The organism is Bradyrhizobium canariense, from assembly GCF_018130465.1.
In the GTDB taxonomy this organism is placed as follows: Bacteria; Pseudomonadota; Alphaproteobacteria; order Rhizobiales; family Xanthobacteraceae; genus Bradyrhizobium; species Bradyrhizobium canariense_C.
Map to the genome: position 1 here is coordinate 444,500 of NZ_JAFCKJ010000003.1, position 16,923 is coordinate 461,422.

Genomic DNA, 16,923 nt, shown 5'->3' on the forward strand with positions numbered 1-16,923 from the left:
CTCGCCGTCTTAAGGCGCCGACTGCGAGCATCCGGAGGACCTGTCGTCTTGCCCAACCCGCATGACTTTCACACGCCGCAACCGTCCTATACGAGGGACGAGCTGCTGAGATCGAGCGAGGGCGGCTATTTCGGCCCGGGCAACGCGCAATTGCCGGCACCGCCTATGCTGATGATGGACCGCATCACGGAGATCAGCCTGGACGGCGGCGAGTTCGGCAAGGGCCACATCGTCGGCGAGCTCGACATCGTGCCGGGCCATTGGTTCTTCGATTGCCACTATCGCGGCGATGCCATGATGCCGGCGTCTCTGGGGCTGGATGCCATGTGGCAGATGATCGGCTATTGGCTTGGTTGGTCGGGTTCACCGGGCAAGGGCCGCGCGATCGGCGTCGGCGAGGTGGAATTCACGGGCTCCATCACACCGGACACACGATGCGTGCGCTACGAGGTCGCCATGCGCATGGTCCGGCGCGGCAAGCTGGTGCTCGGAATTGCCGACGGCCGCGTGCTGGCTGACGGCGTCTGTGTCTTCATGGCCAAGGATATGAGGGTTGGCCTGACTAAGGCCGTGGATTGAACCTCAAGCCCTTCGCGTGGCGCGCTCGCGGACCGGGCTCTTCTTGCCAACTTTCTTCGCCGCTTTCGCAGGCTTGGCGACCTTCTTCGCCGGCTTGTTCGCTGGTTTCTTTACCGCCTTCTTTACCGCCTTCTTGGCCTTGGGCCGCTTCTTCACCTTGGCGCGCTGGGCGGCGGCGAGAGCCGCCCTCGCCCATTGCGCAAGCTCCTCGGAATCGTCGAACAGGCGGGCCGGCAGCTCCCAGTAGGAGTTCACCAGCACCGTCTTGGCGCGGGTCGAGTACTGGAACGGCATCGAGCCTTCCGCTTCAAAGTCCGGGATCGTCACCTCATCGGCGCGGAAGAACAGGCCGGCGCGCAGAGACAGCGCGAAATTGATGCCGTCGGCGGAGATGCCATAGCCGGAGAACATCTTGCGGATGGTGACAGGGCCGAAGCCGGCGAACAGGTCGATCAGGAATTCGCGGTCCATGGCCCTCATGCCTCCCCAACGTCGTCCCGGCGAAGGCCGGGACCCATAACCACAGGGAGGAGTTTAGCGAATACTCGACATCACGCCACGCGCACTGCCCACAATCGAGAGATCACGCGGTATGGGTCCCGGCCTTCGCCGGGACGACGGCAGAGTGATTGGCGAAGCGGCGCTACCCGTCGATCTGCGCCGGGCGCAGCTCGACCGACTCGCCGCAGCCACAGGCGGAGATCTGGTTGGGGTTGTTGAAGACGAACTGGGCCTGCATCTTGTCGGCCTTGTAGTCCATCTCGGTTCCGAGCAGGAACAGCACGGCCTTCGGATCGACCAGGATCTTGACACCCTTGTCCTCGACGACCTCGTCGGTCGGGCGGACATCATGGGCGTATTCGACAGTGTAGGACTGTCCGGCACAGCCGCCGTTCTTGACGCCGACGCGCAGGCCGACGATCTGGGAGTCCGCACGCTGGGTCAGCTCGCTGATGCGCTGGGCGGCGGCATCCGTCAGCCGCATCACCTGCGGGCGCGGCCGCCGCGGCTTCGGAGTGGATGCTGGTGTCGAGCCTGACGAAATCTGTGTCATGTCAATGATGTGGTCCGTTGCCGAGCGAATTCAATGCCAAGGATCGAAAGCAGGTACGCGTCACCACATGTTGAGCACGAGGCGGGCCTCGTCGCTCATGCGTTCCGGCGTCCAGGCCGGCTCCCAGATCACCTTGACGTCGACCACGCCGACGCCGGGGACGCTGGCGACCGCGTTCTCGACCATGGTGGGCAGCTCGCCGGCAGCGGGGCAGTTCGGCGTCGTCAGCGTCATCTGGACGTCGACCGAGCGATCGTCCTTGATCTCGACCTTGTAGATCAGGCCGAGCTCGTAGATGTCAGCCGGGATTTCCGGATCGAACACGGTCTTGAGCCCGGCGATGATCTCCGTGGTCAAGCGCTCGGTCTCCTCAGGCGGCAGCGCCGACTGGGTTTCCATCGGATTGGCTTTGATTTCGGCCGTGTCACTCATGCGAACAAATCCCGCGCCTTCAACAGCGCCTGTGCCAGATGATCGACTTCTTCCCGCGTATTATACATGCCGAACGACGCCCGGCATGTGGCTGTGACATTGAACCGCTCTAAAAGGGGCATCACGCAATGGGTGCCGGCGCGCACCGCGATGCCCTGGCGGTCGATCACGGTGGCGACGTCATGGGCGTGCGCGCCCTTGAGCTCGAAGGAGATCACCGGGCCCTTGCCCCGGGCGGTGCCGATCAGCCGCAGCGAGTTGATCTCGCGCAGCTTGTCCTGGGCGTAGGTGACGAGATCGTGCTCGTGCGCAGCGATGCGCTCCTTGCCGATCGAATTGACGTAGTCGATGGCCGCGCCAAGGCCGACGGCCTCGACGATCGCGGGCGTACCGGCCTCGAACTTGTGCGGAGGATCGCCATAGGTGACGACATCACGCGAGACCTCGCGGATCATCTCGCCGCCGCCGTTAAACGGGCGCATCGCGACGAGGTGGTCGTACTTGGCCCAGAGCACGCCGATGCCGGTCGGACCGTAGACCTTGTGACCGGTGAAGACGTAGAAGTCGCAGCCGATGTCCTGGACATCGATCGGCAGATGCACGGCGCCCTGGCTGCCGTCGACCAGCACGGGAATGCCGCGGGCGTGGGCGATCTTCACGACGTCCTTGACCGGGACGATGGTGCCGAGCGCGTTCGACATCTGCGTGATCGCGACCAGCTTGGTCTTCGGTGTCAGCAGCTTTTCGAACTCGTCGATGAGGAAATTGCCCTCGTCGTCGACCGGCGCCCATTTGATCACGGCACCATGGCGTTCCCTGAGGAAATGCCAGGGCACGATGTTGGAGTGGTGCTCCATGATCGAGATGACGATCTCGTCGCCTTCTTTGATGTTCGGCTCGCCCCAGGACGAGGCGACGAGGTTGATCGCCTCGGTCGCGTTGCGGGTGAAGATCACTTCTTCGGTCCGGGCAGCGTTGATGAACTGCGCCACCTTGGTGCGGCCGCCCTCATAGGCTTCGGTCGCGGCGTTCGCGAGGTAATGCAGGCCGCGATGCACGTTGGCGTATTCGGAGGTGTAGGCCTGCGTCATGCGATCGAGCACGGCGCTCGGCTTCTGTGCAGATGCTGCGTTGTCGAGATAGACCAGCGGCTTGCCGTAGATCTGCATGGCCAGCGCCGGAAAGTCCTGGCGCACGCGCGCGACGTCGTAGGCGCCGTTCTTGACTGCCGGATGCGTGCTCATGACCGCCGCTCCAGCCAGCGCTCGGCAATGCCGATCACATGCTCGCGCAGATCATCATCGGCGATCTGCTCGATCGCCTCGCCCACGAAAGCCTGGATCAGCAGCGCCTGGGCCTGCTTCTCGGGCAGGCCGCGCGCCTTCAGATAGAACAGCAGGGTGTCATCGAGCGCGCCGGCGGTGGCGCCGTGGCCGCAGGAGACGTCGTCAGCGAAGATCTCGAGCTCGGGCTTGTTGTCGGCTTCGGCTTCGTCCGAGAGCAGCAGCGCGCGAATCATCATCTTGCCGTCGGTCTTCTGCGCGTCCGGACGGACGATGATGCGGCCCTGGAACACCGAATGGGCGCGATCGTCGATCACTGCGCGGAAAACCTCGCGGCTGACGCAGTTCGGCACGGCGTGGTCGACCACCAGGGTGGTGTCGCCATGCTCGGTCTTCTGCAGCAGATTCACGCCGTTGACGGAGAGCTCGCTGCCCTCGCCCGCCAGCGTGATGAAGCCCTGCAGGCGGCTGACGGCCGCGCCGGTGGTCATGTTGAAGACATTGAGCTTCGTGTTCGCGCCGACCGTGACGAATTGCGAGGTGATGTTGACCGCGTCAGGCGCATCGTCCATCAGGCGGATATGCGCGACGTCGGCGTTGTCGCCGACCGTCACGAGCACGGCGTCGCTGACCTGATAGGCGCTGGCACCGGCCGCGACAAAATTCTCGATGATGGTGGCGCGGGCGCCCTTCCCAACCACGATCTGCGAACGGCTGAAGGCCGACGCGGAAGGCGCGGTCGCGATGTGGATGATCTGGATCGGTGCGGACAGCTGCACGCCGTCGGCGATACCGAGCACGACACCGTCGGTCGCCATCGCGGCGTTCAGCGCGATCACCGCATCGGTCGCCGCGGTCTTCAGCAGCCCGGCGTCCTTCTCCAGCGTCTCCCGCAGAGTCCTGAATCCCGCCTCGGCGGCCAGCGCCTTGACGTCGGAGAGATCGGCAGCGAACACGCCGTCGACCAGCACCAGCTTGCGGGCGCCCGCGATCGCATGCGCTTTCACGGCGTCCGCGGCACGCTTCAACGCAGCCGCATCGGGCGCAGCCGCGAGCGGCAGCACCTCGCCGACCAGCGCGCGCAGGTCGGTGTACTTCCATTCTTCGATCCGGCGGTGCGGCAGGCCGAGACGCTCATAGGTCTCGAACGCCTCGCGGCGCGCCGCGATCACAGAAGGCGAACCCGGCAGGCGGCCTTCGGCGCTGGCGAAGAGATCGCTCACCGCGCGGCCGTTTCCGGTCTTTGCCACAGCAACGTTCATCCCAAAATTCCTTACGCGGCGTCCTCGAACTGGGCGTAGCCGGACGCTTCCAGCTCCAGCGCCAGTTCCTTGCCGCCGCTCTTCACGACACGGCCCTTCGACATCACGTGCACGATGTCGGGCACGATGTAGTTGAGCAGCCGCTGATAGTGGGTGATGACGACCATTGCGCGCTTGGGCGAATGCAGCGCGTTGACGCCGTCGGCTGCGATGCGCAGCGCGTCGATGTCGAGGCCGGAATCCATCTCGTCGAGGATGCACAGGCTCGGCTCGAACAGCGCCATCTGCAGCACCTCGTTGCGCTTCTTCTCGCCGCCGGAAAAGCCGACATTGACGCCGCGCTTGAGCATGTCCTGCGGGATGTTCAGCGACTTCGAGACCTCGCGAACCTTCTTCAAGAAGTCAGGCGTCGAATATTCGCTCTCGCCGCGCGCCTTGCGCTGCGCATTCAGCGCGGTGCGCAGGAAGGTCATGGTGGCGACGCCGGGAATCTCGACCGGATACTGGAACGCCAGGAACACACCCTTGGCGGAACGCTCGTTGGGCGCCATCTCGAGCAGGTCTTCGCCCTTGAACAGGATCTGGCCGTCGGTCACCTCGTAGCCGGGCTTGCCGGCGATGACGTGGGACAGCGTCGACTTGCCGGAACCGTTCGGCCCCATGATCGCGTGGATCTCGCCTTCGTTCACGGTCAGCGTCAGCCCGTGGAGGATCTCACGCTCCTCGACACGAACCTTCAGGTCTTTCACTTCAAGCAAAGCCATCTTGGTGTCCAGTTTATTCAAATGATGCATAGGGCGCGCGACGCGCACCGCGAGGGTCGGCGTTAGCCGACCGATCCTTCGAGCGAGATCGAGATCAGCTTCTGCGCTTCCACCGCGAATTCCATCGGCAGTTGCTGCAGCACGTCCTTGACGAAGCCGTTGACGACGAGGCCGACAGCTTCTTCCTGCGTGAGGCCGCGCTGGATGCAGTAGAACAGCACGTCCTCGGAGATCTTCGAGGTCGTGGCCTCGTGCTCGAACGTCGCCGAGGAGTTCTTGGCCTCGATGTACGGCACGGTGTGCGCGCCGCATTTGTCGCCAATCAACAGGGAATCGCAGGCGGTGAAGTTGCGTGCGCCGGTCGCCTTGCGGTGCGCGGTCACGAGGCCGCGATAGGTGTTCTGCGACTTGCCGGCCGCGATGCCCTTGGAGATGATGCGGCTCGACGTGTTCTTGCCGAGATGGATCATCTTGGTGCCGCTGTCGACCTGCTGATAGCCGTTCGAGATCGCGATCGAGTAGAACTCGCCGCTGGAATTGTCGCCGCGCAGAATGCAGCTCGGATACTTCCAGGTGATCGCCGATCCGGTCTCGACCTGGGTCCAGGAGATCTTGGAGCGGTCGCCACGGCAGTCGCCACGCTTGGTGACGAAATTGTAGATGCCGCCCTTGCCTTCCGAATTGCCGGGATACCAGTTCTGCACCGTCGAATATTTGATCTCGGCGTCGTCGTGCGTAACGAGCTCGACCACGGCGGCATGCAGCTGGTTCTCGTCGCGCTGCGGCGCGGTGCAACCCTCGAGATAGGAGACGTAGGAGCCCTTGTCCGCGATGATCAGCGTGCGCTCGAACTGGCCGGTGTTGCGCTCGTTGATGCGGAAGTACGTGGATAGTTCCATCGGGCAGCGCACGCCCGGCGGCACGTAGACGAACGAGCCGTCGGAGAATACCGCCGAATTCAGCGTCGCATAGAAATTGTCCGACGTCGGCACCACGGAGCCGAGATATTTCTGCACCAGCTCGGGGTGCTCGCGGATCGCCTCCGAGATCGGCATGAAGATTACGCCGGCCTTCTTCAGCTCCGCCTTGAAGGTGGTCGCAACCGAAACCGAATCGAACACGGCATCGACCGCGATCTTGCGCCTGTTGGGATCTTGCTCGCCGGGCTTCGGCTCGACGCCTTCGAGCATGGCGACTTCCCGCAAGGGGATGCCAAGCTTCTCGTAGGTCTTCAGAATCTCGGGATCGATCTCGTCGAGCGAGGAGATCGTCTTCTTCGGCTTCGGCGCCGAATAGTAATAGAGATCCTGGAAGTCGATCTTGGGATAGTCGACGCGGGCCCAGGTCGGCTCGGTCATGGTCAGCCAGCGCCGATAGGCCTCAAGCCGCCACTGGAGCATCCAGGCGGGTTCGTTCTTCTTCTCGGAGATGAACTTGACGGTCTCTTCCGACAGCCCCTTGGGGGCCTTGTCGGACTCGATCAGGGTCTCAAACCCATAACGATACTGATCGACGTCGATGCGCTTCACGCGCTCGACCGTCTCTTGCACGGCTGGCATTCTATCCTCCGCTCGCGGTTTCAAGGACCGCGGTGGATCATCAAACTCGGACGACTATTACGATGTTTCTTGGCGAGACGCACCTGCTTAGAACCGTTCAAGCCGTGTTTCATCGCTTATCCCTTAAGTAGGGTATTACCGAGCTTTCGCCAAGCCTCTAACGCCCTATTGATGTCATTCGGCTCCGTGGACCAGCCCAGACTGAGACGCACCGCTCCCTGAGCGACGGTGGGATCATACCCCATTGCCGACAACACGTGGGACGGCTGTACCTTGCCTGAGGAACAGGCAGACCCCGAGGACACGGCGACGCCTTCGAGGTCGAAGCCGATCACCGCGGTCTCGGCCTTCAAGCCGGGAGCCGTGAAGAGCGCGGTATTGGGCAACCGCTTGACGTCGTCCGAGAAGACCATCGCGCCGGCAACCGAGCGAATTCCATTTTCCAAGCGATCTCTTAGGGTTGCCATCCGTTCCGCATCCTCCGGCAAAGCCTGAAGGGCGATCCGCACCGCTGCCCCGAAGCCGGCAATGCCGGCGACATTCTCGGTTCCCGCGCGCCGGTTAAGCTCCTGCCCGCCGCCCCGCAGCACCGGCTCAAGTCCGGCCACGCCCTCGGCCAGGACCAGCGCGCCGACCCCCTTGGGGCCGCCGATCTTGTGTGCAGAAAAGGTCGCAAGGTCTGCGCCGATAGCCTTGATATCGAAAGGGATTTTTCCAAGCGCCTGGATTGCATCGACGTGCAGCAGGCCGCCGGCCCCGTGAACGATTCCCGCGGCCTCGGCGACCGGCTGCAGCGCCCCCGTCTCGTTGTTGGCTGCCATGATGGAGACCAGCGCCGGCGGGCCGTCGCTGAGCAGCGCCTTCAAATGGTCGAGGTCGATCACGCCGGAGCGCGTGACCCGGATCTGACCGATCTTGTCCACCGGGAACCGGCCGCCTGCCAGCACCGAAGCATGTTCGACGGCCGAGACCAGAAGCCGCTCGACAGGCCTGCCAGACGGCCCCCGCAGGCCCGGCGACAGCGCCAGCGCGTTGGCTTCGGTTCCCGCGGAGGTGAAGACGACGTTCCGCGGCAGCGCGCCCACGGAGGTCGCAAGCATGGCCCGCGCTTCCTCAACCAGCCGTCGCGCCTCGCGCCCCTCGGCATGAATCGAGGACGGATTGCCGATCAGCTCGTAGGCTGCGAGCATGGCGCTTCGCGCCTCGGCGCGGAGCGGTGTGGTCGCATTCCAGTCAAGATAAACACGGCTCGGCATAAAGTATTATGTTACCTGCTGATCGGGCTGCTTCGCCCGCGCTGGTACCCGACATGGGCCCCCATGGAGCACTTGGCAATCTCGATTCCGAATCCCCATCGCGCGATGACGCGGCCATGACACGCTAACATCTTGAGCTCATTGGGCGATGTTCAAGATGCTTGCTTTTTGACCCTCGCCTCATGTTAGAACGCGCGCGTCAGTTCGCCGCGCGCCGCTCGCGCATCATCCGAGGGCGCCGCTCCACCCTTCCATTCGCGGTTTGATCGGCCCAGCAGCCGATGAAATCCGCACAATCGGTTGATTGCTGAAGAGCGCCTTCAAGGGATCAATCAAGAGATCATCCATGCCTGAAGTTATTTTCACCGGCCCCGCCGGCCGTCTCGAAGGCCGCTACCATCCGGCCAAGCAGAAGAACGCGCCGATCGCGATGGTCCTGCATCCGCATCCGCAGTTCCACGGCACGATGAATCATCAGATCATCTACCAGTGCTACTACGCCTTCGCACATCGCGGCTTCTCGGTGCTGCGTTTCAATTTCCGCGGCGTCGGCCGCAGCCAGGGCTCGTTCGACCACGGCACCGGCGAATTGTCGGACGCGGCCGCGGCGCTCGACTGGGCGCAGACCATCAATCCCGAAGCGCGCGCCTGCTGGGTTGCTGGCTTCTCCTTCGGCGCCTGGATCGGCATGCAGCTCCTGATGCGCCGCCCGGAGGTCGAGGGCTTCATCTCGATCGCACCGCCCGCCAACCTCTATGACTTCTCGTTCCTCGCGCCCTGCCCGTCCTCGGGCCTGATCGTGCATGGCGAGAAGGACGCGGTGGTGCCGCCCAAGGACGTCAACACGCTGGTCGAGAAGCTGAAGACGCAGAAGGGCATCGTGATCGACCAGCAGGTCATCCCCGGTGCCAACCACTTCTTCGACGCCAAGCTCGAGCCGCTGATGGAAACCATCACCGCCTATCTCGACATGCGTCTCGCCAACGTGCGCTAAGGGGCGTGGCTCAAGCCAGCTTGAGCGCGACGATTCCCGTCAAGACGAGCGCGATGCCCGCAAGCTTCATCGCGCTCAAGGTCTCGCCGAACAGCACGACGCCCATGACGAAGGTGCCGGCGGCGCCGATGCCGGTCCAGACCGAATAGGCGACGCCGACCTCGAGCACCTTCAAGGCACGCCCGAGCAGGAAGACGAAGGCTGCGAGCAGCACCAGCGAGATGATGCTCCAGCCAACGCGCGTGTAGCCCTCCGCATATTTCATCGAAATCGCCCAGCCGACATCGAGTGCGCCGGCGATCACCAGCATCAGCCAGGCCATGGATTGCGACATTGGCGTGGGCTCAGGCCGCAAGCTTGAGCAGATGCGCGTCGTGGCGCACGAGGAAGGCACGCAGCAATTGCGGATAGTCCGCGCCCACCGCGGTGCGGACGCTCGGACGCTTCGCCAACTCGGCGCGCCACGCCCGCACCTTCGGCAGATCCTTGAAGATGCCGAGTTCGGTCAGTTCATCGAACACGTCGAAATATCGGAAGACGGGTGCGAACACCGCATCGACGAGACTGAACGCATCGCCGGCGAAGAATGGGCCCGCGCTTAGCGCGCCCTCGACACGCGCGAACTTCGCCGCCAGCGCCTGGCGCTTGCCTTCGAATGTTGCCGGATCGGTCGTGGTCTCCAGGCCCCAGAGGTCACCGAGGGTCGCCGAGCCGAACTCCATCCAGCCGCGATGCTCGGCACGCTCGAGCGGATCAGCCGGATGCAGTTGTCCGCCGCCTTGCGTCTCCTCGATGTACTCGCAGATCACGTTGCTCTCGAACAGCGCGACCTCGCCCTTCTCGGTCGTCACGACCAGCACCGGCACCTTGCCGAGCGGCGACAGTTTTAGAAACCAGTCAGGCTTGTTGGCGAGATCGATGTCGATCCGCTCGAACGGAACGCCCTTCTCCTTGAGCGCGATCACCGCGCGCTGCACGTATGGACAAAGCTTGTGGCTGATCAGTTTGAGTGAAGCGGTCATGGCAATGATCCCGGCGGTTGGATGCAACTGCATCAAAGATAGATGCACTTGCATACACCAGTCAAGTTCAATGCATTTGCATCGACCGGAACTGACCTCAAGGACACTGACTTTAAGGACACTGACCGCAAGCACTTGGAGATCAAGGCCGCGCGATCACCCCGCCCGTCATCGGCATCGGCACGCCCGTGGTAGCAGGATACGACAGCGGCAGGCCCTTCAGGCCGCGGGCGGCGAGGAAGCCGAAGGCCTGGGCCTCGATGGCGTCGGATGCCCAGCCGAGCGTCTCGGCGGCCTCGACAGTCGCGGACCCCACACGCTCCCGCAGCATCTGGAGCATGGTCCGGTTGCGGGTACCGCCGCCGCAGACGATCCAGCTCCGCGGCCTGCGTGGCAGCAGCGGGATGATGCGGGCGATCGCCGCTGCGGTGAAGGCGGTGAGCGTCGCGGCGCCATCCGCCGGCGGCACATCGCCGAGCTTGAGCGCGGCAAAATCGTTGCGGTCGAGCGATTTCGGCGGCGGGCTTGCGAAGAACGGCAGCTCCAGCGCCCGCGCAATCCAGGCCTCATCAGCCTTGCCGAGCGCGGCGAACTTTCCTTCCGCGTCGAACGCCTGGTTCATGGTGCGGTACATGAAATCGTCGAGCAGCGCGTTGCCGGGCCCGGTGTCGCAGGCAATCAGCGTGTCGTTGCCGTCGATATAGGTGATGTTGGAGACGCCGCCGATATTGACCACCACGATCGGCCCTTCGCGCTCCAGCGAATTGGCGAGCGCGCGGTGGTAAACCGGCACGAATGGCGCGCCCTGCCCGCCGGCCTCGACGTCGGCGGCACGGAAATCATGCATCACGGGGATATGGATCGCCCTGGCCAGCGCCGGCGCATCGCCGATCTGCACCGTCAGCCGCTTCTCGGGGCGGTGCAGCACGGTCTGGCCGTGGAAGCCGACGATGTCGATGTCTTCCGGTTTCATCCGGTTCTGGGCGATAAAGGCGGCCACCGCCTCGGCGTGCGCGAGCGTCACCGCGCGTTCGGCCTCGGCCAGAGCTCCCGGCCGGGCATCGCGTTGCGGCAGGTGCACGGCCTCGCTCAGCGCCTGACGCAGCAGGTTGCGCTCCGCCGGGCTATAGGGCCGGTAGCCGGACGGCCCGAACGCCTTCACCTGCTTTCCGTCGGTTTCGATCAGCGCAACATCCACCCCGTCCAGCGAGGTGCCGCTCATCAAACCGAGTGCCGTCAACATCATGGATCAGCGTCCTCAAAAGCCCCCTCCGGCATGCCGATCTTGTGCCAGAGGGACACATCTTATAATGCCACAGGCCAAAGTGGCGGGCAGCAACCGAGTTCCCCGGAAGACCCTTAAATTGCTCCCAAAACAGTAAACCAAGAATTGTCAGGCACGCCGACAGATGACTGCATTTAAATCGGATTTCCTCAACACCCTGCAGGAACGTGGATTCATCCACCAGTGCTCCGATTTCGAGGGGCTGGACGCACTCGCCGCCAAGGGCGAGGCGACCGCCTATATCGGTTACGACTGCACTGCGCCGTCGCTCCATATCGGCCACTACCTGACCATGATGATCCTGCACTGGCTGCAGGAGAGCGGCAACAAGCCGATCACGCTGATGGGCGGCGGCACCACCATGGTCGGCGACCCCTCCGGCAAGGACGAAACCCGCGTGATCCGCAGCGTCGCCGAGATCGAGGCCAACAAGGCCTCGATTCGCGGCGTGTTCGAGAAGGTGTTGCGCTATGGCGATGGGCCGTCGGACGCGGTCATGCTCGACAATGCCGAATGGCTGAGGAAATTGAACTGGATCGAAATGCTGCGCGATGTCGGCCGGCATTTCTCGGTCAACCGCATGCTGACGATGGACTCGGTGCGCCTGCGTCTCGAACGCGAGCAGGAGATGAGCTTCATCGAGTTCAACTACATGGTCTGCCAAGCCTACGACTTCGTCGAGCTGTCGCGCCGCGTCGGCTGCCGCCTGCAGATGGGCGGCTCGGACCAGTGGGGCAACATCGTCACTGGCGTCGATCTCGGCCGGCGCATGGGCACGCCGCAATTGTTCGCGCTCACTGCTCCCCTGCTCATGACCGCCTCGGGGGCCAAGATGGGCAAGACCGCCCAGGGCGCGGTCTGGCTCAACGCCGACCAGTTCTCGCCGTATGATTTCTGGCAGTACTGGCGCAACACCGAAGACGCCGACGTCGGCAAATTCCTGAAGCTGTTCACGACGCTGCCGATGAGCGAGATCAGGAAGCTCGAGGCGCTCGGGGGCTCCGAGATCAACGAGGCCAAGAAGGTGCTCGCCACCGAGGCGACCGCGCTCTTGCATGGTCGCGACGCAGCGAACGATGCGGCCGAGACCGCGCGCCGCACCTTCGAGGAAGGCGCGCTGGCCGAGAGCCTGCCGACCGTGGAAATTCCGCGCGGCGAGTTCGACGCCGGCCTCGGCGTGCTCAACGCCTTCGTCAAGGCGGGCCTCGTTGCCTCCAACGGCGAAGCACGGCGCCAGATCAAGGGCGGCGGCCTGCGCGTCAACGACGAGCCCGTCACCGACGAGAAGATGGCGCTGTCGGCGGCCAACCTGACGCCGGAAGGCGTGATCAAGCTGTCCTTCGGCAAGAAGAAGCACATCCTCCTCAGGCCTGCATAGGCGTATGAGCTTTTCGCTGCTTGTCAGGGCGCGCCGAAGCGCGCTCCCTGATCGGCAATGGACCAGAACACGGCCGAGGAACAGTCCAAGCACGCGACCAGGGAACGCGTCACGGCGACGCCGCAGGGCGTCGTGCGCACCGCGCTCGTGGTGCTCGCGCTCTGCTTCACGCTCGCCGTGCTCGGCCGCGGCCTCAGCGAAAGCTTCACCGTCTTCCTGAAGCCGATCTCGGAAAACTTCGGCTGGGATCGCGCCCAGGTGGTCTCGATCTATTCGCTGACCTGGCTCGTCAGCGGACTGACTGCGCCGCTGGTCGGGCGCCTGTTCGATCATTCCGGACCGCGCATCGTCTATGCGCTCGGCCTCTTGCTGCTCGGCTCGGCCTTCCTGATTGCAAGCCACGCGCAGTCGCTCTGGCAATTCCAGCTCTCGATCGGATTGTGCGTCGGCATCGGCGTCGCCTTCATCGGCAATGTGCCGAACTCGATCCTGCTGGGCCGCTGGTTCGGCCCAAAGCTGCCGACCGCGATGGCGGTGGTCTACTCGGCGATGGGTGGCGGCGTGCTGGCGCTGCTGCCGGCCTCGCAGCTCTTGATCGACCATCTCGGCTGGCGCGAAACCTACCAGCTGTTCGGCTTCGCCGCGCTCGGCCTGCTGGTGCCGCTCATGCTGCTGCCATGGCGGCTGTTCGCCTCGGGCTCGCCCCACATCGCGAAGAAGACCGATCCGGATTTCGTCGATCACGGCTGGACGCTGCCGAGCGCGATGCGCCATCACGCCTTCTGGGCGCTGTTCTCGACATTCTTCTTCACCGCGGTCGGCATGTACGCGATCGCCGCACAGATCGTGGCCTATCTGATCGATGCCGGCTTTCCACCGTTGCAAGCCGCGACGGCCTGGGGCTTTTCCGGCGTCGTGCTGGTGTTCGGCATGCTCGGCGTATCCGCGCTCGACGGCCTGATCGGACGCCGGCCGTCGGTGCTGCTCAGCTACGCGATCTCGATCCTCGGCATCTTCCTGCTGTGGCTGTTGCAATACTCCCCCAATCTCCTCCTGCTCACCGGATTCGTCGTCTGCTTCGGCAGCATGATGGGCTCACGTGGACCGCTGATCACGGCGACCGCGATGAAGATCTTTGGGGGCAAGCGCGTCGGCACCATCTACGGCACCATCTCGATCGGCAGCGGACTGGGCTCAGCGTTCGGCTCCTGGAGCGGCGGCCTGATCCATGACGCGACTCATGGCTACAACGCGCTGCTCGCCTTCGCACTCGCGAGCGTGGTGCTCGGGATGATCCCGTTCCTGGTCGTGCCCGCCCTGCGGCGGCAGGTGTCGCAGAGGTAACCTGCAGACATTCGCGTCACCGGGAAATTACGGATGGGCACGACGCGAACACGTCCAAAAATGCGCATCGCGCGCCGGTGAAAGCCGAGCCTGCGGTGTTTTGTCTTACATGACGAAAATGTCAGCGCGGAATTTGCCCGGGGTGACTTGCGAGGCGCAACCGAATGCGGTCCAAGTCGCTGCATTGGATGGAGGGCACAAACCAATGAACTTTCCCTATCTCGTTCGCTTTCAACCGGTTCTCTTGAGCCTGTTTCGCTTCATCACCGGCCTGCTGCTGTTCCAGTACGGCATCGCAAAACTCTTCAAGTTTCCGGTGCTGCCTTACTTCGCAAACATCCCGCCGATCATCTACGCGGCCGGTACGATCGAACTCGTGCTCGGCGCACTCCTGATGATCGGCCTTTTCACCCGCCTCGCCGCTTTCATCCTTTCAGGTGAGATGGCCTTCGCCTATTTCATGGGCCACATGCTCAAGGGCGAGACGCCGGTGTTCCTGCCGCTGCTCAATGGTGGCACCGCCGCGATCCTGTTCTGCTTCGCCTGCCTCTATCTCTCGGCAGCCGGCGGCGGTTCGGTCAGCGCCGATTCGGCGATGGGCAAGGAATAGCGGCTCCACACCGGAGCCTACGCGCGGCACTGACGCGCTCGTCGTTAACTCGCAAGTAAGACGGCACCGGCGGATTGCCGGTGCCGGCTCAGCGCGCCCCCAGCACGTTCCAGATGAGAACGAGGGCCGCCACGAGCAGCACGGACATGACGATGCGGTGAACGAATCGGTTCATGGCTGCTCCGACCGGACTCGGTCGCGACTAAAGTCCGACATCATTATTCTCCGCGTTGACGCGCCATGCGCCCGAGAAGCGCTTTACGGCCTGCATGTTTGCGCATGCGGCTGCGGATGCCGCGCGCGCGGCAGCTCGCCGCATACGTCCATTCATGATTGGTAAGAATTTCATGCTACCGACGCGAGCAACAATAACCATTCCGTCGAGGCCGTGATGAAGCTGCTGAGTCACCTCAAGATCCGCACCAAGCTCGCCAGCATGGTCTGTCTTTCGGCACTCACGGTCACGGCCATCATCGGGGTGTCGTCCGTGCTCAGCAAGAGCCGCATGATGGAGGACCGCGCCGAGCAGATGCGGACCGCGGTCGAGCTCCTCTATAACCTTGCCCAATCGCTCCAGGACGAAGTCACCGCCGGCAAGATGACGCTGGACGAGGCCAAAGCCCGGTTCCACCAGCGCGGCCGGCGCATGACCTTCAACGGCGGCCAAGGCTATCCCGTCGTCTACAATCCCGACACCTCGCTGTTCGTGAACGGCGCCAATCAGCAGCTCGAAGGCAAGATCACCGGCGCGAAAGACTCCAACGGCGTCCTCATCGCCGATGCCATCATCAATACCGGCAAGGAGACGGCGCAGGGTGGCGTAACCTCCTACCTCTATCCCCGCCCCGGCCAGACCGAGCCGGTCCGCAAGACCGTGTTCGCACGCAAATTCGCGCCCTGGAACGTGACGCTCAGCTACGGTCTCTATGTCGACGACATCGACGCCGACGTGCGCGCGCTGACGCTGGAGCTCGGCGCGATCGGCATCGGCCTGATGCTGCTGATGGCGACGCTGTCCTGGCTGATCGCCCGCGACGTGCTCGGCGCGCTCGACCGCCAGAAGAACCGCATGCAGGAGATTTCCGAAGGCGCCATCGACACGGCGGTCGAGGAGACTGGCCGCGGCGACGAGATCGGCCGCATGGCCGAGACCCTCGAAGTGCTCAGGCAGACCGCGCTGACGGCGCGTAACCTGGAGGCCGAGCAGGTCGCTACCAAGACTCGCAGCGAGCAGGAGAAGCGTGACGCGCTGATCGCGCTCGCCGACCGGTTCGATGCCTCCGTCGGCCAGCTCGTCGGCCTGATGGCCTCGGGCTCCGGCGAGCTGGAGGTCACCGCCAAGTCGATGTCGTCGACCGCGGAAGGCACCAACCGCCGCGCCGCCGTCGTCGGCTCGGCCGCCACCGAAGCCAGCCAGCGCGTCCAGACGGTCGCGGCCGCCGCCGAGGAGCTCTCCTCCTCCATCACCGAGATCAGCCGCCAGGTCGCGCAGTCCGCCGAAGTCACCGGCCGCGCCGTGGACAGCGCACGCCGCACCGACACCATCGTGCGCGCGCTCTCGGACGGTGCCCAGCAGATCGAGCATGTCGCCGAGCTGATCTCCAACATCGCGGCGCAAACCAACCTGCTCGCGCTCAACGCCACCATCGAGGCCGCACGCGCCGGTGAAGCCGGCCGCGGCTTTGCCGTCGTCGCCTCCGAGGTGAAGTCGCTGGCGAGCCAGACCGCTGAAGCCACCCGCGAGATCGGCGACAAGATCGCCCAGATCCAGGGCGCGACCAAGGAAGCGGTGGAGGCCATCGGCGGCATCACCGCCACCATCGAGGAGGTCAGCCGAATCGCCACCTCGATCGGTGCTGCGATCGAGGAGCAAGGCGCCGCCACTGCCGAGATCGCCCGCAGCGTCTCGCAGACCGCCGAGGCGACCAAGGAAGTCACCACCAACATCGGCGGCGTCAGCACGGCAGCCAACGAGACCGGCAATGCCGCAGGCATGGTGCTCGCCGCCGCCTCAAACCTCTCCAAGCAGGCCGAGCAGCTCTCCGGCGAAGTCGGCACCTTCCTGGCCGGCGTGCGCGCGGCGTAAACGGCCGGCACCAAA

General features: G+C 64.2%; 17 protein-coding genes. 6 read left to right on the plus strand and 11 right to left on the minus strand.

Going from position 1 to position 16,923, the window contains the following annotated elements:
• Positions 1–48 precede the first annotated feature (48 nt).
• Positions 49–579, plus strand: coding sequence for a bifunctional 3-hydroxydecanoyl-ACP dehydratase/trans-2-decenoyl-ACP isomerase (gene fabA, locus JQ591_RS10935; RefSeq protein WP_211395996.1), 531 nt, complete (start codon positions 49–51; stop codon positions 577–579).
• A gap of 3 nt (positions 580–582) precedes the next feature.
• Here the strand turns inward: fabA and JQ591_RS10940 are convergent, their stop codons facing one another.
• The 8 genes from JQ591_RS10940 to JQ591_RS10975 form a co-directional block, all read right to left on the minus strand.
• Positions 583–1,050 carry a TfoX/Sxy family protein gene (locus JQ591_RS10940; protein WP_211395997.1) on the minus strand — a complete coding sequence of 156 codons (468 nt, stop codon included), beginning with the start codon at positions 1,048–1,050 and terminating at the stop codon, positions 583–585.
• A 172-nt stretch (positions 1,051–1,222) separates the two neighbouring features.
• Entirely contained in the window at positions 1,223–1,633 is a 411-nt protein-coding gene (locus JQ591_RS10945; protein WP_211395998.1) for a HesB/IscA family protein, read from the minus strand.
• A gap of 60 nt (positions 1,634–1,693) precedes the next feature.
• The gene (locus tag JQ591_RS10950; protein WP_045000007.1) at positions 1,694–2,065 is read right to left on the minus strand and encodes an SUF system Fe-S cluster assembly protein; all 372 of its coding nucleotides are present in this window, start codon (positions 2,063–2,065) and stop codon (positions 1,694–1,696) included.
• Positions 2,062–3,309, minus strand: coding sequence for a cysteine desulfurase (locus tag JQ591_RS10955; RefSeq protein WP_211395999.1), 1,248 nt, complete (start codon positions 3,307–3,309; stop codon positions 2,062–2,064). Before JQ591_RS10955 ends, JQ591_RS10950 begins: the two co-directional genes overlap by 4 nt.
• Entirely contained in the window at positions 3,306–4,610 is a 1,305-nt protein-coding gene (sufD, locus tag JQ591_RS10960; protein WP_211396000.1) for a Fe-S cluster assembly protein SufD, read from the minus strand. The genes JQ591_RS10955 and sufD overlap by 4 nt, the downstream gene beginning before the upstream one ends.
• A gap of 11 nt (positions 4,611–4,621) precedes the next feature.
• Positions 4,622–5,374: a Fe-S cluster assembly ATPase SufC gene (gene sufC / locus JQ591_RS10965; protein ID WP_211396001.1), complete on the minus strand. Its 753-nt coding sequence runs from the start codon at positions 5,372–5,374 to the stop codon at positions 4,622–4,624.
• Between the two features lie 62 nt (positions 5,375–5,436).
• Complete coding sequence (gene sufB / locus JQ591_RS10970) at positions 5,437–6,933, minus strand: Fe-S cluster assembly protein SufB (RefSeq protein WP_211396002.1); 1,497 nt, start codon at positions 6,931–6,933, stop codon at positions 5,437–5,439.
• 116 nt (positions 6,934–7,049) lie between these two features.
• A complete protein-coding gene (locus JQ591_RS10975) occupies positions 7,050–8,189 on the minus strand; it encodes a cysteine desulfurase family protein (protein WP_211396003.1) in 1,140 nt (379 codons plus the stop codon).
• Positions 8,190–8,535: 346 nt separating this feature from the next.
• Here JQ591_RS10975 and JQ591_RS10980 point away from each other — a divergent pair, with 346 nt between their 5' ends.
• Positions 8,536–9,183 carry an alpha/beta hydrolase gene (locus tag JQ591_RS10980; RefSeq protein ID WP_007591562.1) on the plus strand — a complete coding sequence of 216 codons (648 nt, stop codon included), beginning with the start codon at positions 8,536–8,538 and terminating at the stop codon, positions 9,181–9,183.
• 10 nt (positions 9,184–9,193) lie between these two features.
• Here the strand turns inward: JQ591_RS10980 and JQ591_RS10985 are convergent, their stop codons facing one another.
• From JQ591_RS10985 to JQ591_RS10995, 3 genes are all read right to left on the minus strand, one after another.
• Positions 9,194–9,517, minus strand: a complete 324-nt coding sequence (locus JQ591_RS10985; RefSeq protein WP_211396004.1) for a DMT family transporter — start codon at positions 9,515–9,517, stop codon at positions 9,194–9,196.
• A gap of 10 nt (positions 9,518–9,527) precedes the next feature.
• Entirely contained in the window at positions 9,528–10,205 is a 678-nt protein-coding gene (locus JQ591_RS10990) for a glutathione S-transferase family protein (RefSeq protein ID WP_211396005.1), read from the minus strand.
• Positions 10,206–10,347: 142 nt separating this feature from the next.
• Positions 10,348–11,451, minus strand: coding sequence for an anhydro-N-acetylmuramic acid kinase (locus tag JQ591_RS10995; RefSeq protein ID WP_211396006.1), 1,104 nt, complete (start codon positions 11,449–11,451; stop codon positions 10,348–10,350).
• Positions 11,452–11,614: 163 nt separating this feature from the next.
• Here JQ591_RS10995 and tyrS point away from each other — a divergent pair, with 163 nt between their 5' ends.
• From tyrS to JQ591_RS11015, 4 genes are all read left to right on the plus strand, one after another.
• Positions 11,615–12,868: a tyrosine--tRNA ligase gene (tyrS, locus tag JQ591_RS11000; protein WP_211396007.1), complete on the plus strand. Its 1,254-nt coding sequence runs from the start codon at positions 11,615–11,617 to the stop codon at positions 12,866–12,868.
• A gap of 57 nt (positions 12,869–12,925) precedes the next feature.
• Positions 12,926–14,212, plus strand: coding sequence for an MFS transporter (locus JQ591_RS11005; RefSeq protein WP_211396008.1), 1,287 nt, complete (start codon positions 12,926–12,928; stop codon positions 14,210–14,212).
• Positions 14,213–14,417: 205 nt separating this feature from the next.
• Positions 14,418–14,822: a DoxX family protein gene (locus JQ591_RS11010; protein WP_211396009.1), complete on the plus strand. Its 405-nt coding sequence runs from the start codon at positions 14,418–14,420 to the stop codon at positions 14,820–14,822.
• A gap of 391 nt (positions 14,823–15,213) precedes the next feature.
• Positions 15,214–16,908: a methyl-accepting chemotaxis protein gene (locus JQ591_RS11015; RefSeq protein ID WP_211396010.1), complete on the plus strand. Its 1,695-nt coding sequence runs from the start codon at positions 15,214–15,216 to the stop codon at positions 16,906–16,908.
• Positions 16,909–16,923: the final 15 nt, after the last annotated feature.

Bases quoted from the DNA above. Each gene is read 5' to 3' on its own strand.
- sufD (WP_211396000.1), bottom strand. From the start codon at position 4,610: ATGAACGTTGCTGTGGCAAAGACCGGAAACGGCCGCGCGGTGAGCGAT.
- JQ591_RS10945 (WP_211395998.1), bottom strand. From the start codon at position 1,633: ATGACACAGATTTCGTCAGGCTCGACACCAGCATCCACTCCGAAGCCG.
- JQ591_RS10985 (WP_211396004.1), bottom strand. From the start codon at position 9,517: ATGTCGCAATCCATGGCCTGGCTGATGCTGGTGATCGCCGGCGCACTC.
- JQ591_RS10975 (WP_211396003.1), bottom strand. From the start codon at position 8,189: ATGCCGAGCCGTGTTTATCTTGACTGGAATGCGACCACACCGCTCCGC.
- JQ591_RS10955 (WP_211395999.1), bottom strand. From the start codon at position 3,309: ATGAGCACGCATCCGGCAGTCAAGAACGGCGCCTACGACGTCGCGCGC.
- JQ591_RS10980 (WP_007591562.1), top strand. From the start codon at position 8,536: ATGCCTGAAGTTATTTTCACCGGCCCCGCCGGCCGTCTCGAAGGCCGC.
- tyrS (WP_211396007.1), top strand. From the start codon at position 11,615: ATGACTGCATTTAAATCGGATTTCCTCAACACCCTGCAGGAACGTGGA.
- sufC (WP_211396001.1), bottom strand. From the start codon at position 5,374: ATGGCTTTGCTTGAAGTGAAAGACCTGAAGGTTCGTGTCGAGGAGCGT.
- JQ591_RS10995 (WP_211396006.1), bottom strand. From the start codon at position 11,451: ATGATGTTGACGGCACTCGGTTTGATGAGCGGCACCTCGCTGGACGGG.
- sufB (WP_211396002.1), bottom strand. From the start codon at position 6,933: ATGCCAGCCGTGCAAGAGACGGTCGAGCGCGTGAAGCGCATCGACGTC.
- JQ591_RS10940 (WP_211395997.1), bottom strand. From the start codon at position 1,050: ATGGACCGCGAATTCCTGATCGACCTGTTCGCCGGCTTCGGCCCTGTC.
- JQ591_RS10990 (WP_211396005.1), bottom strand. From the start codon at position 10,205: ATGACCGCTTCACTCAAACTGATCAGCCACAAGCTTTGTCCATACGTG.
- JQ591_RS11005 (WP_211396008.1), top strand. From the start codon at position 12,926: ATGGACCAGAACACGGCCGAGGAACAGTCCAAGCACGCGACCAGGGAA.
- JQ591_RS10950 (WP_045000007.1), bottom strand. From the start codon at position 2,065: ATGAGTGACACGGCCGAAATCAAAGCCAATCCGATGGAAACCCAGTCG.
- JQ591_RS11015 (WP_211396010.1), top strand. From the start codon at position 15,214: ATGAAGCTGCTGAGTCACCTCAAGATCCGCACCAAGCTCGCCAGCATG.
- JQ591_RS11010 (WP_211396009.1), top strand. From the start codon at position 14,418: ATGAACTTTCCCTATCTCGTTCGCTTTCAACCGGTTCTCTTGAGCCTG.